The organism is Streptomyces sp. NPDC005898 (assembly GCF_040629635.1).
Lineage (GTDB): Bacteria > Actinomycetota > Actinomycetes > Streptomycetales > Streptomycetaceae > Streptomyces.
The window spans coordinates 59,959-72,812 of the sequence record NZ_JBEXWC010000003.1; the positions used below are offsets into that span (position 1 = coordinate 59,959).

The window sequence follows — 12,854 nt, forward strand, 5'->3', positions numbered from 1 at the left end:
CCAATCTGACGCCCCGACACCACATCAGGGAAATCGATTGCATGGATGCCGTACATCCGCTGCCTTTATAGTCACAGGTCAGAGCCGTCATATCGCGGAGGGACCCGGTGAATCTCGCCCGCCTCGACCTCAACCTCGTCGTGGCGTTGCGTGCCCTCCTCGAAGAGCGCAACGTCACCCGCGCCGGCCGGCGCGTCGGCCTCAGCCAGCCCGCCATGAGCGCCGCGCTGGCCCGGCTGCGCCGCCACTTCGGCGACGACCTGCTGACCCGCACCGGCGGACAGTACGAGCTCACGGCCCTCGGGCAGGTCCTCCTCGACCGCACCGGGACGGCGTACGACCTCCTCGAGCGGTTGTTCAGCACCCAGGCGACCTTCGAACCGGCCACGGAGAGCCGGGAGTTCACGCTCATGGCCTCCGACTACGCCGTCGCCGTCCTCGGCGCCGAACTCGCCCGGGTGATCCACCGCGAGGCTCCCGGCGTCCGCCTGCGGTTCACGCGCATGCCGGCTGCCCCGGTGGAGGAGACCGGGACCGCGCTCAGTGCCCATGACGGGCTCTTCATGCCGCACGGGATCGTCAGCGACCTGCCCTACGCCGACCTGTACGAGGACCGCTGGGTCTTCCTCGTCGCCGACGACAACGACGAGGTCGCGGCCGAGCTGACCCGGGACGACCTGGCCCGGCTGCCCTGGGTGACCTACCAGCGCGCCTACGACACCCCGGCCGTATGGCAGTTGGGCATGCTCGGTGTCGAGCCCCGCGTGGAGGTGTCCGTCGACAGCTTCCAGGTGCTGCCCCTGATGGTCGCGGGCACCCGGCGCATCGCGCTCGTCCAGGAGCGGCTGGCCCGGTTGCTCGCCGGGGTCGCGCCGGTGCGCGTCATGCGGCCCCCTTATGACGCCGTACCCGTGCAGGAAGCCCTGTGGTGGCATCCCGTCCACACGCACGACGCGGCGCACAGATGGCTGCGCGCCACGGCGGTGCGCGTGGGGCGGGGGCTGCACGACATCTGACCCCACCGCACCGCGCCCCTCGGCGGTCCGAGCGACCCCTCGCGGCAAACGTTTGCCTTGTCATGCCCACCTCACACCGGTGGTTCTTTGAGAGACGCCCGGCCCCGGGGAAACAAGGGTCCGACCCCCTTCCTCTTCGGGTCGGCGCCGGGATACCCCTGGTGGGACAGGACCTGGTCCACTCCCCCACCCCACAGGAAGTGAGTCACGCCGTGAACGACGCCTTGGCCGACCGGCCCTTGACCTCCGGCTGGTCCGTGGACGACCGCTGCACGAACTGCGACGTCGCCAGGCAGCTCGCCCCCGATCTCATCCGGGAGGTCGACGGCCGCTCCGAGATCCTCCGCCAGCCGCGCGACGCGGCGGAGGAACGCCTGCTGTACGCCGCCGCGTTCGCCTGCCACACCCGTTCGATCCGGCCCGCCTCCGGGCGGCTGGAAGAGGAGCGGGACCCCTACCCCCTGCCCGTCGACGACACCGTCCTGTTCTGCGGGCACAACTCCCAGCGCACCGCGGGCGCCAACGCCTACCTGCTGCGCCGCCCTTCAGGGAACCTGATGATGGTGGACACCCCGCGCTGGAGCGAGGCGCTGGCGGCCCGGTACGAGAGGATCGGGCCCGTCACGGACGTCCTGCTCACCCACCGGGACCACGCCGCGCACGGCCGGCGGTACGCCGACCGCTTAGGGGCCGCGCTGTGGATCCACGAGGGTGATCTGGACGCGGCGCCGGACGCGGACCACGTGCTGCGCGGAACGCGGAGCGTCGAGATCGGCGACGGCGTCCTCGCCCATCCGCTGCCGGGCCACACCCGGGGCAGCGTGCTGTACGTCGCCGATGAGCGGTACTGCTTCAGCGGGGACAGTTTCTACTGGTCGCGCACGACGGGGGACATCGAGGTGGCCGAGAGCGTCACCTGGTACTCCATCGAGGAGCTGGCGGCCTCGCTGGCCCGCACGGCCGAACGGCTCCGCTTCGAATGGCTGCTGCCCGGGCACGGCGACCGCAGGCAGCTGACCGTCACCGAAGCGGCACGGCGGATGCGGGCGCTGACCGCCCGGACGGCGACCCTGCGCCCCCGGCCCGTGGACTTCACCGCCCTGCGCTGGTGACCCGCCACGACGACGCGCGACCCGCCCTCGGCGGCGCGTACGTGCGCCGGGTGCCGCTCCTGTCTACCGTCGCTCGCATGACGACTGAACGACAGAGCCCACAGAGCTACGAGATCCTGCTCGTCCCCGAGTTCACCGAGGACGGAAGGAGCACCGGCGACACGCGCGGAGCGCTGCGTTCCGCCGTCGTGGTCGCCACCGGCGAGACGGGTGCCTCCGGCTATCCCCGGTACGCGGGGGACGGCATGGAGGCCGACATCGACCCCGCGACCCGGTCCGTCGAGGCGCTGCTCGTCGACGGGGCCGAGCTGGACTACGGCCTTTCGGCGCGGGTCGCGGACGTCCGGGGCGGCTGAGCCCGCCGGGCCGTCCCCGGCCGAGGGGCCGGCGGCCGCATCACACACCGAGGGCCCGTGCCACGGCCGGACCGTGGCACGGGCCCTGGCGGTGCGCTCACTCCGTGGCCTCGGCCTCCACCGGCTTGGGGATGAGGAAGGACGTCGCGAAGGCCGCCGCGATGAGCGCGACACCGGCGATCATGCCTGCCGTGTATCCGGCCGGCGAGGTCTTGTCGGCCGGTTCGGCGGCGGTCTGCACGGCGTACAGGACGGCGAAGCTGAGCCCGGCGCCGAGGTTGAAGGCGCCCGCGTTCAGACCGGGCAGGAAGCCCGGGTTCTCCTTCGGCGAGAGCACGATGCCGAGGCCGTTGAGGACGATGTTGCCCACGCCCGCGTAGGTGACGCCGATGAGGATCGACGCGGCCAGGAGCAGCAGCCGCGAGTCGGCGTGCAGGGTGAACAGCATCAGGGCCACGGTGACGATCGAGCCGATGAGGCCGAGGCGCAGGACGCGCCCGTACCCGTACGTGGCGGCCAGGCGCCCGGCGATGGGGCCCATGGCGAGACCGGCGAGGGCGTACGGGGTCAGGGTCCACCAGGCCGACTGCTCGGCGCTCATCCCGAAGCCGGCCTGCGCGTCCTGGGCGAAGGCGGGGATCATGCCGTTCATCACGGCGAAGACGCCGGTCATGGTGAGGACGGTGGTGAGCAGCAGGGCCCAGGTGGAGCGCCGGCGCAGGTGGCGGGTGGCGACCAGGGGGTGGCTGCTGCGGTCCTCGGTGCGCCAGAAGAGGACGAAGGCGACGGCGGTGACGACGAAGAGGCCGGCGACCAGCGGCCAGTTCGCGGCGGCCAGCTTGCCCGCTTCGTTCAGGGCGATGAGGGCGGCGCCCACCGAGACGACCAGGAACGTGACGCCGGGCCAGTCCATCCGGGTGTCGGCGGTGGCGGTGGCCCTGGACTCCGGGGTGAGGGTGGCGACCATGAGCGCGGCGATGGCGGCCACGCCCGCCATCGCCCAGAACACCGACTGGAAGCCGTGATGGTCGGCGAGGTAGCCGCCCGCGAGGGAGTCGACGCCCGCGATGCCGCCGTTGACGGCGGTGATGACGCCGAGCAGCGTGCCGTACTTCTTCGGCTCGTGGACCTCGTTGCGCAGCATGATCAGGCAGAGCGGCACGGTGGGCCCGGAGACGCCCTGGATGACGCGGCCCACGAAGAGCATGGGCACGCTCTCGGCGAGCGCGGCGACGAGGCAGCCGACGACCATGAGCGCGAGCATCCCGCCGAGCACCTTGCGGCGTCCGACGAGGTCGCCGAGGCGCGGCAGGAACAGCGAGAAGAGCGCGGCGGAGGTGAAGAAGGCGGTCTGGGTCAGGCCGATCTCCGCGGAGGTCGCCCCGAGGGAGTCCTCGATGTTCTTCAGGGCGGGGCTGAGCATGCTCGCGTTGAGCTGGAAGGCGAAGCACGCCGCGAGGAGGGCGGTGACCAGGACGCCGATGCGCACCGGTCGGGAGCCGCGGGCGCCGCCGGGCGCGGCGGCCGGTTCGGTGAAGGAGGCGTTCATGCGGGGACGTCACCGATCCGCTCGAGGGCGTCCACGACCAGGTCCCAGAAGCGCCGGTGGTCCAGGTCCACGGCGACCTGCGTGTGGCAGTCCGCGGGCGCCGGCGCCCGGAAGTCCGTCACGGTCATGCCGAGGGTGAGGGTGCCGGTCAGCTCGATGTCGACGGGGGCCTTGCGGACGGTCATGACGTCGGGGTCGATGACGTACGCGACCGCGCACGGGTCGTGCACCGGCGGGGCGGCGAAGCCCTGGGACTGCAGGTACATGGCGCCGAAGAAGTCGAGCAGCTCGTTGACGAAGACGGCGGGCCGCGTGCCGACCTTCGCGATGCGCTCGACGACCTCGGGGGTGGCGAGTGCCTGGTGGGTCAGGTCGAGGCCGACCATGGTGAGCGGCCAGCGCTCGTTGAAGACGATGTGCGCGGCCTCGGGGTCGATCTTGATGTTGAACTCGGCGACGGGGCTCCAGTTGCCCGTGTGGTAGCCGCCGCCCATCAGGACGACCTCGCGGACGCGCTCGACGATGCGGGGCTCCTTGCGGGCGGCCATGGCGATGTTGGTGAGGCCGGCGGTGGGCACGAGGGTGATCTCGCCGGGCTCGTGCGCCATGACGGTGTCGATGATCAGGTCGACGGCGTGGCGCTCGTCCAGGGTCAGCGTCGGCTCGGGCATGACGGGGCCGTCGATGCCGCTCTCGCCGTGGATCTCCGGTGCCGTCTCGATGGTGCGCACCAGGGGGCGGGAGCAGCCGGCCGCGAAGGGCACGCCGGTGATGTTCGCGATGCGGGCCACCGACAGGGCGTTGCGGGTGACCTTCTCCAGGGTCTGGTTGCCCACCACGGTGGTGACGGCGACCAGCTCCACATCCGGGTTGCCGTGCGCCAGGAGCATGGCGATCGCGTCGTCATGTCCCGGATCGCAGTCCAGGATGATCTTTCGGGGCATCGCGGAACCTCTTTGTTCGGCTGAGCCGCTGCCGCCCCGACGGGCGTGGGGCGGAAACGGCTCGGGAAAACGTTCTCCGAAGACTCTGTGCACAGTGGCGAATTATGTCAATGGCCGAAACCACACCCAGGCAAACTCGCCCGGAACGGACACGACCCCGTACGGCATGAAAAGGGTGCATGAAGGCGCAATCCGTCCCGCTGTGCGGCCTGGTCGGACCCTGATCGGACCCTGGTTGTGACGAACGTCCGCTGATAACGTTTGCCGGGACCTGTCGGCTTGTCGAAGGGGGCGCGGCGTGGCCGACGCAACGCTGCGAGATGTGGCCCGGGCCTGCGGCTGCTCCGTCGCCACGGTCTCCCGGGTCCTGGCCGGGACGCGGCCCGTCGGCGCCGAGACGGCCCGCCGGGTGCGGGAGGCCGCCGAGGCGCTCGGCTACCGCCCCAATCACGCGGCCCGGGCGCTGCGCGGGCGCTCCACGGGCACGGTCGGCCTGGTCCTGCCGCAGATCACGAACCCCTTCTACCCGACGCTCGTACGGGAGTTGACGCACGCCCTGCACGCCGACGGGCGCGCCGTGCTGCTCGCCGACTGCGACGACGACCCGGTGGCCGAGGCGGAGTACGTGGCGGACCTGCTCGGCCGGCAGGTCGACGCCCTGCTGGTGATCCCGGCGCACGAGGAGCGCAGCCGGGAGGCGGTGGCCGCGGCGGCGGCGCGGGTGCCGCTCGTGCTGATGGACCGCGGCTGCGGGCCCGGCGTCGCCGACTCCGTCGCCGTCGACAACGCCGCCGGCATGGCCCTCGTCCTCGATCATCTGGCGGCCACCGGACGCAGGCGCGTCTGCTTCCTCGGGGCGGCCGGGACGGCGTCCACCGCCGCCGAGCGGCGCGGGGCCTACGCGGCCCGGGCGCTGGCGCTCGACCCCGGCGCTCCGGAGCGGGTGGCCCTCGGCGACTTCTCCGTGGAGTGGGGCCGGGCCGCCGTCGACGAGGTGTGGCCGGCCCGCCCGGACGCCCTGGTGTGCGCCAACGACCTGATCGCGATCGGGGCGCTCCAACGGCTCCAGCAGCTGGGCGTCGACGTGCCGGGCGAGGTCGCCGTGACGGGCTTCGACGACATCCCGATGGCGGGGCTGTCCGCGCCGGGCGTCACGACGGTCCGCCAGCCGGTGGCGGAACTGGCCGCCGAGGCGGCGCGGCTCCTGGGCCTGCGCCTGTCGGGCGAGCGCGCGGGCCCGCAGCAGGCGGTGCGGCTCGCGCCGCGGCTGGTCGTACGGGAGTCGAGCGTGCCGCGGCGCGCGAGCGTGCCGGCGCCGGCCGCGGGGGCCGGGACGGTACCCGCCCCGTAGCGGGCCGCCCGCTCGGACCCGAGTGCGCCGCGTCCGACTTCCCGAGGCGCCTTACTCGGTGCGGCGTGCGCACCGGGGCGCGATCGGCGGCCGGTTGCCCGGGCCGCCGATCTTCTGTGGGCGAGGCCGGTCAGACGGTCAGGCGGCCGATCTCCTGCGGGTCGAGGCCGGTCAGCTGGGCGATGCGCTGCGCGGGGATTCCCGCGGTCAGGGCGCGGTGCACGAGCGCCTCCCAGTCCTGGGTCGTCTCCCGGAACTCGAGCAGTTCGCCCTCCAGCTCCGTCACGGCCGGCGGCGCGCACTCCTGCTGGACCTTCAGCGTCTCCTCCTCGCTCAGCGGCACCGGCAGCCGCTCGGCCTCCTCGGGGATGAGCGCCTGTGCCTCGGCGGGCAGGATCCGCACCGCTTCCGACGACGCGGAGACCTCGTGGGCCTGCAACCAGCCGTGCACGGCCGGGGTTTCCGAGCACTCCAAGGGTCCGACGGCGGCGAGGGCCGCGCCCAGTCGAGGGTGCCGGTCGGGAAGGAGGAACAGGTATGCGTCATCGGCCATCGTGGGACATCGCCTTCTCGTTTCGAACATGTACCTGGCACCGAAGTCGGCGCCCAGGCAACACGTGCCCGGCGGTCGGCCGTTCACGCAGAGCCCGCGGACCGACCTCCTGCCCCCAGCATGCCATCGACCGCCGCCGTCGCCGCCGCCACGAAAGCGGCGATCGCCGGATGCGCGCCACCGCCCGCGCGGAACGCGACCTTCGAGCGGCGGAACAAGGGCAGCTCCGTGAGCACCACGCCCGCCGGGCTCGGCACGGCGGCCATCTCCGGCACGAAGCCGGCTCCCTGCCCGGCGGCGACCAGCGCGATCACAGTGCGGAAGTTGTTGACCTGGTGCCGGATCCTCGGCTGGAACCCGGCGGCCTGACACGCGCGTACGGCCATGGCGTGACCGGTCGTACCGTCCCGGGCGGTGATCCAGGGGACTTCGGCGCACGGTCCGAGCAGCGTCGCCAGCGCGGCCAGCGTGCCGCCGGGGCCGGCGGGCGCGGGGGCGGTCGCGGTCGCGGTCGCGGTCGCGTCACTCTCACGAGTGGTGGCGGTCGCGGCCCGGGTGACCAGGTACATCGGCTCTTCGAGCAGGGGGACCTCCTCCACCGTCGTGTCCGGGGACGCGGGTACGAAGTCGTAGTCGTGGACGAGGGCCACGTCGAGCTCGCCGGCCCGCAGCCCGTCGGAGACGCGCGCGGAGTCGATCTCCCGCACCATCGGCTCCAACGCGGGGTGCCGACAGGCCAGTTCGGCCAGCGCGGCGGGGACGATGGTGTGACCGCCGGAGGGAAAGGTCCCGATACGCAGGGGTCCGCCGACGCCGTCCCGCGCGCCGGCCAGCTCGGCGGCCGCCTGTTCGAGGCGGTTCAGCACCGCGTCGGCGTGCGCGACGAGGGACCGGCCGGCGGGCGTGAGGACCACCCGCCTGCCGCTGCGTTCCAGCAGCGGCACGCCCGCCTCCCTCTCCAGCACCCCGAGTTGTTGGGAGACGGCGGACGCGGTGAAGGTCAGCGCCTCGGCCACGGCGGCGATGGTGCCCCGCCGGTGCAGTTCGCGGAGCAGATGAAGACGACGGACATCGAGCATAAGTTCAGCTTAGGTGTGAGGGCAGAAACCAGAAATGGATCTACCGGGTGGGTGTGGGCCAGGGTGGGAGCCATGAAGCCCGAACCGTTCTTCGACGGCCTGTACGTCCCCCTGGTGACCCCGTTCACCGACGATCTGCGCCTGGCCCCCGACGCGCTGGCCCGACTCGCCGACGAGGCCCTGTCGGACGGAGCCGCCGGTCTCGTCGCCCTCGGCACGACCGCCGAGACCGCCACGTTGTCCGCGCAGGAGAGAGAGACGGTGGTGCGCGTCTGCTCGGCCGCCTGCCGGGCGCACGGCGCACCGCTCATCGTCGGGGTCGGCACCAACGACACCGCCGCCGCCATCACCTCGCTGCGCGCCCTGGCCGCCAGGGGGGACATCGCCGCGGCGCTGGTCCCCGCGCCGCCGTACATCCGGCCCGGGGAAGCGGGGACGCTGGCGCACTTCACGGCGCTGGCCGAGCACGGCGGCCTCCCGCTGGTGGTGTACGACATTCCTTACCGCACCGGGCAGCCGCTCGGCGCCGGCACGATCGCGGCGCTCGGCCGCCTGCCGGGGGTCGTCGGCATCAAGCACGCGACCGGCATGATCGACGCCACCACGATGGAACTGCTCGACTCTCCCCCACCCGGTTTCGCCGTGCTCGGCGGTGACGACATCGTCCTCTCGCCGCTCGTCGCGGCGGGCGCCCACGGTGGAGTCGTCGCGTCGGCCAACGTGCGCACCGCCGACTTCGCCGAACTGATCGCCCTGTGGCGCCGCGGCGCCGCCACCCCCGCCCGCGACCTCGGAGCCGAACTGGCCCGCCTGTCCGCAGCCTTGTTCACCGAACCGAACCCCACGGTGATCAAGGGCCTACTGCACACCCAGAACCGCATCCCGAGCCCGTCCGTCCGACTGCCCCTCCTGCCCGCCTCGGCGGATTCGGTGCGTCGGGCGGCACGCATGGCGGAGGCGCTCGACGGGAAGCTGCGGTCAAGGAGCTGACCCATGAGCCGACCGCCCTGACTTGGCCGCCATCCTGTTCACCGCCGCGCTCATCACGTACGTGGTTCTCGTCGTCAGGTCGGGCCGCGAGCGGAACAGGATCGGTGAGAGCCAGACCTGAGCGACGACTCCCCTGAGGCCATGCGGCAGCCGCCCCGCCCCAGCCATACGGGCGGCCGGGTCTCGCACCCTGGGCGTTCGCCGGACGGGGCTGGTCAGCCTGTTCCCCCGCGCGTCATACTTGCGGCTCGTGTCCCGCGCACGGCAATGGCGCCGAGCGCCCCGACCGTGCCGCACCGGAAGTGAGCCGGCGCCCCGCATCGGATCGCCGGTGTCGGCCGTGCCAGAAAGGGCTCCCTTGACCACGCGACCCGAGACGAAGACCGTGCTCTCGCAGCTGCTCACCGACATCGAACGCCGCAATCCGGCCCAGCCGGAGTTCCATCAGGCGGCCCGCGAGGTACTGGAGACGTTGGAGCCCGTCGTCGCGGCGCGCCCCGAATACGCCGAGGCCGGGCTGATCGAGCGGCTGTGCGAACCGGAGCGGCAGATCATCTTCCGGGTGCCGTGGCAGGACGACCGCGGCCGCGTGCACGTCAATCGCGGGTTCCGGGTGGAGTTCAACAGCGCGCTCGGCCCGTACAAGGGCGGCCTGCGCTTCCACCCGTCGGTGAACCTCGGCGTCATCAAGTTCCTCGGCTTCGAGCAGATCTTCAAGAACGCGCTGACGGGCCTCGGCATCGGTGGCGGCAAGGGCGGCAGCGACTTCGACCCGCGGGGCCGCAGCGACTCGGAGGTCATGCGCTTCTGCCAGTCGTTCATGACGGAGCTGTACCGGCACATCGGCGAGCACACGGACGTGCCCGCGGGGGACATCGGCGTCGGCGGCCGGGAGATCGGCTACCTGTTCGGCCAGTACCGGCGCATCACCAACCGCTGGGAGGCGGGCGTCCTGACCGGCAAGGGCCGGAACTGGGGTGGCTCCCTGATCCGCCCGGAGGCGACCGGGTACGGAAACGTCCTGTTCACGGCGGCGATGCTGCGCGAGCGCGGCGAGAGCCTCGAAGGGCGGACGGCGGTCGTCTCCGGCTCCGGGAACGTCGCCCTGCACACCATCGAGAAGCTGACCGCGCTGGGCGCCAACGCCGTGACCTGTTCGGACTCCTCCGGCTATGTGGTCGACGAGAAGGGCATCGATTTGGACCTCCTCAAGCAGGTCAAGGAGGTCGAACGCGCCCGGGTGGAGGTCTACGCCGAGCGCCGCGGCGCCTCGGCCCGCTTCGTGCCGGGCCGGCGGGTCTGGGAGGTTCCGGCCGACATCGCGCTGCCGTCGGCCACGCAGAACGAGCTGGACGCCGACGACGCCGCCGCGCTGATCCGGGGCGGCGTGAAGGCGGTCTCGGAGGGCGCCAACATGCCGACGACCCCCGAGGCCGTACGCCTTCTCCAGCAGGCTGGCGTCTCCTTCGGGCCCGGCAAGGCGGCCAACGCGGGCGGTGTCGCCGTCAGCGCCCTGGAGATGGCGCAGAACCACGCCCGTACGTCGTGGCCTGCGCAGCGCGTCGAGGAGGAACTGACGCGGATCATGAACGACATCCACCGCACGTGCCACGAGACCGCCGAACGCTACGGCGCTCCCGGGGACTACGTGACGGGTGCGAACATCGCCGGTTTCGAACGGGTGGCGGAGGCGATGTCCGCCCAGGGCGTCATCTGACGTCGACGGAGACGCCCAGCCGGGCGGCCACCGAGGTGAGGGTCGGCCCCAGCGGCAGCGCGACCCGTGTCACGGCGTGCCGGTCGCCCCGGGTGGCGTCCCGGTTGACGATCAGCACCGGTTTGCCGGCCTCGGCCGCCTGGCGGACGAACCGCAGCCCGGACATCACCGTCAGCGAGGAGCCGAGGACCAGGAGCGATACCGCGTCGCGGACCAGCGCGCGGCAGCGCTCGACCCGCTCGGGCGGGACCGTCTCGCCGAAGAACACCACGTCCGGTTTGAGGATGCCGCCGCAGAGGGTGCAGGGCAGCACCCGGAAGCCCTCGACCTGTTCGTCGGTGAGGTCGGCGTCACCGTCCGGGTTGAGGGCGGCGGCGACCGGCGCGAAGCCCGGATTGGCCTCCTCCAGCCGCCGCGCCAGCTCCCCGCGCGAGCTGCGGGCCCCGCAGGACAGGCAGACGACCCGGCCGAGACTGCCGTGCAGCTCCACCGCCCCCTCGCTGCCCGCGGCCCGGTGCAGACCGTCGACGTTCTGTGTGATCACCCCCGCGAGCAGCCCGTGTCGCTCGAACGCGGCGACGGCCCGGTGCCCGGCGTTTGGCCTGGCCCGGCCGAAGGTGCGCAGACCGAGGTGGCTGCGTGCCCAGTACCGCCGCCGGGCCTGCTCACTGGCGGTGAAGTCCTGGTAGGTCATCGGGGTGTGCCGGCTCAGGCTTCCGCCCTCGCCCCGGTAGTCCGGGATGCCCGACTCGGTGGAGAGGCCCGCCCCGCTGAGCACCAGCACACCGCCGGCGCCCAGCATCTCGGCGACCGGCCCCGGATCCGTGGTGCCCGGCGGCAGGTCCTCGGCGGGGGTCCAGTTCAAGGTGGGGCGCGTACGCATGTCGCCAGGGTACGGAACAGCGGCGCGGACGGGCGGCCCGCCCGCGCCGGGCCGGGCTCTCAGGCAGTGGTGCGGAAGGGGCCGGTGACCTCGTAGGTGATGCCGCCGGACGAGCTGCCGGACGTGCCGCGCTGGCTGGAGAAGTACAGCCGCCTGCCGTCGGGCGAGAAGGCCGGGCCGGTGATCTCGGAGCCGGACTGGCCGGTGACGCGCAGGAACGGGGCCACGACATCGGCGGGGGTGATGACGCAGATGTCCATGGTGCCGCCGTCCTCGGCGACGAACAGGTCTCCCGAGGAGCTGCCGGTGATGTTGTCGACACCGGTCAGGGGCGCGGTGCCGTTGGTGACGAGGCTGTCGTCGTAGGCCAGCTCGAAGGTGTTCTCGCGCAGGTCGAGACGCCAGACGCGGTTGTCGCCCTTGGTGGTGAACCAGACCGTGTCGGCGGCGTAGTGGCAGCCCTCGCCGCCGTTGAAGTTCTTGGCGCCGGAGACCTGGTCGCGGGTGTAGGTGGGAGAGCCGTCCGGGTCGGGCACGTTCGTCCAGGTGAAGGAGCCGCTGGTGCCGGTGCCTGCCACGAGCACCTGGAGGGTGCCGGAGGACAGGTCGCCCCAGGTGGCCGGGACGAACCGGTAGAAGCAGCCGTCGGGCTCGTCCTCGGTCAGGTAGATCACCTTGCGCACCGGGTCGGCGGCGGCCGCCTCATGCTTGAACTGGCCCATCGCGGCGCGGCGGACGGCGGCCTTCGCGCCCCACGGGTCGGTCTCGTAGACGTAGCCGCGGCTGACCTCCTCGCACGAGAGCCAGGTGTTCCACGGGGTGGCCCCGCCCGCGCAGTTGTTGCGGGTGCCGGACAGCACCCGGTAGGCGCCCGTGACGGAACCGGCGGAGTCGAACCTGACGGCGCTCGCCCCGCCCCCGGTGGCGAGTTCGGAGTTGGAGACGTAGATCCAGCCCGTGCCGTCGGCGAAACAGGCACCCCCGTCCGGGGCGCCGTGCCAGGTGTACGAGGTGCCGGCAACCGTCCGGCCGGAGCGGGCTATGACGCGGCTGGTGAAGCCGGACGGCAGCATGATGCCGTTGGCGTCGGCGGCGAGCAGACCGCCGTAGGGGCCGGTGCCGTTCTGGGCGGGGGCCGCGTAGGCGGCGCCGTGCATGAGGGTGCCTCCGAAGACGGCGGCAGAGGTGCCGAACACCGCACCACGCAGGAAATTGCGACGGTCCACAGATACTCCTACACCGAGAAGCGAACGATGAGTTGGCTTGCGTCGCCGACTGGTCACAGGGACCGTAGGGGCCCGGAA

The 12,854-nt window shown here is 72.5% G+C and carries 12 protein-coding genes; 6 read left to right on the plus strand and 6 right to left on the minus strand.

The annotated features are described in order from the left end of the window. Positions 1–107: 107 nt before the first annotated feature. The 3 genes from ABZ385_RS05495 to ABZ385_RS05505 all read left to right on the plus strand — a co-directional run bounded on the left by ABZ385_RS05495 (position 108) and on the right by ABZ385_RS05505 (position 2,484). Positions 108–1,016, plus strand: a complete 909-nt coding sequence (locus tag ABZ385_RS05495) for a LysR family transcriptional regulator (protein WP_358909820.1) — start codon at positions 108–110, stop codon at positions 1,014–1,016. A 212-nt stretch (positions 1,017–1,228) separates the two neighbouring features. Next, positions 1,229–2,128, plus strand: a complete 900-nt coding sequence (locus ABZ385_RS05500; protein ID WP_358589130.1) for an MBL fold metallo-hydrolase — start codon at positions 1,229–1,231, stop codon at positions 2,126–2,128. 77 nt (positions 2,129–2,205) lie between these two features. Beyond that, entirely contained in the window at positions 2,206–2,484 is a 279-nt protein-coding gene (locus ABZ385_RS05505; RefSeq protein ID WP_358589128.1) for a hypothetical protein, read from the plus strand. 97 nt (positions 2,485–2,581) lie between these two features. Here the strand turns inward: ABZ385_RS05505 and ABZ385_RS05510 are convergent, their stop codons facing one another. Next, positions 2,582–4,033, minus strand: a complete 1,452-nt coding sequence (locus ABZ385_RS05510) for an MFS transporter (RefSeq protein ID WP_358589126.1) — start codon at positions 4,031–4,033, stop codon at positions 2,582–2,584. Continuing rightward, positions 4,030–4,977 carry a nucleoside hydrolase gene (locus ABZ385_RS05515; protein ID WP_358909822.1) on the minus strand — a complete coding sequence of 316 codons (948 nt, stop codon included), beginning with the start codon at positions 4,975–4,977 and terminating at the stop codon, positions 4,030–4,032. Before ABZ385_RS05515 ends, ABZ385_RS05510 begins: the two co-directional genes overlap by 4 nt. 298 nt (positions 4,978–5,275) lie before the next feature. Between ABZ385_RS05515 and ABZ385_RS05520 the strand changes: the two genes are divergently transcribed. After that, positions 5,276–6,328 (plus strand): LacI family DNA-binding transcriptional regulator, encoded by a 1,053-nt coding sequence (locus ABZ385_RS05520; RefSeq protein WP_358909824.1) that lies wholly within the window; start codon positions 5,276–5,278, stop codon positions 6,326–6,328. A gap of 130 nt (positions 6,329–6,458) precedes the next feature. Here ABZ385_RS05520 and ABZ385_RS05525 read toward each other — a convergent pair whose 3' ends face one another. Together ABZ385_RS05525 and ABZ385_RS05530 are read right to left on the minus strand one after the other, a co-directional pair. Continuing rightward, complete coding sequence (locus ABZ385_RS05525; protein ID WP_358584473.1) at positions 6,459–6,881, minus strand: DUF6003 family protein; 423 nt, start codon at positions 6,879–6,881, stop codon at positions 6,459–6,461. A gap of 83 nt (positions 6,882–6,964) precedes the next feature. Continuing rightward, positions 6,965–7,960 carry a LysR substrate-binding domain-containing protein gene (locus ABZ385_RS05530; RefSeq protein ID WP_358909826.1) on the minus strand — a complete coding sequence of 332 codons (996 nt, stop codon included), beginning with the start codon at positions 7,958–7,960 and terminating at the stop codon, positions 6,965–6,967. Between the two features lie 72 nt (positions 7,961–8,032). Between ABZ385_RS05530 and ABZ385_RS05535 the strand changes: the two genes are divergently transcribed. Both ABZ385_RS05535 and gdhA read left to right on the plus strand, forming a co-directional pair. After that, the gene (locus ABZ385_RS05535) at positions 8,033–8,950 is read left to right on the plus strand and encodes a 4-hydroxy-tetrahydrodipicolinate synthase (protein WP_358584471.1); all 918 of its coding nucleotides are present in this window, start codon (positions 8,033–8,035) and stop codon (positions 8,948–8,950) included. A gap of 358 nt (positions 8,951–9,308) precedes the next feature. Then, a complete protein-coding gene (gene gdhA, locus ABZ385_RS05540) occupies positions 9,309–10,667 on the plus strand; it encodes an NADP-specific glutamate dehydrogenase (protein ID WP_358909828.1) in 1,359 nt (452 codons plus the stop codon). Here the strand turns inward: gdhA and ABZ385_RS05545 are convergent. Further along, positions 10,660–11,550, minus strand: a complete 891-nt coding sequence (locus tag ABZ385_RS05545; protein WP_358909830.1) for an NAD-dependent protein deacetylase — start codon at positions 11,548–11,550, stop codon at positions 10,660–10,662. The two genes, gdhA and ABZ385_RS05545, sit on opposite strands and share 8 nt — an antisense overlap. A 59-nt stretch (positions 11,551–11,609) precedes the next feature. Next, a complete protein-coding gene (locus ABZ385_RS05550; RefSeq protein ID WP_358909832.1) occupies positions 11,610–12,776 on the minus strand; it encodes an alkaline phosphatase PhoX in 1,167 nt (388 codons plus the stop codon). Positions 12,777–12,854 lie beyond the last annotated feature (78 nt).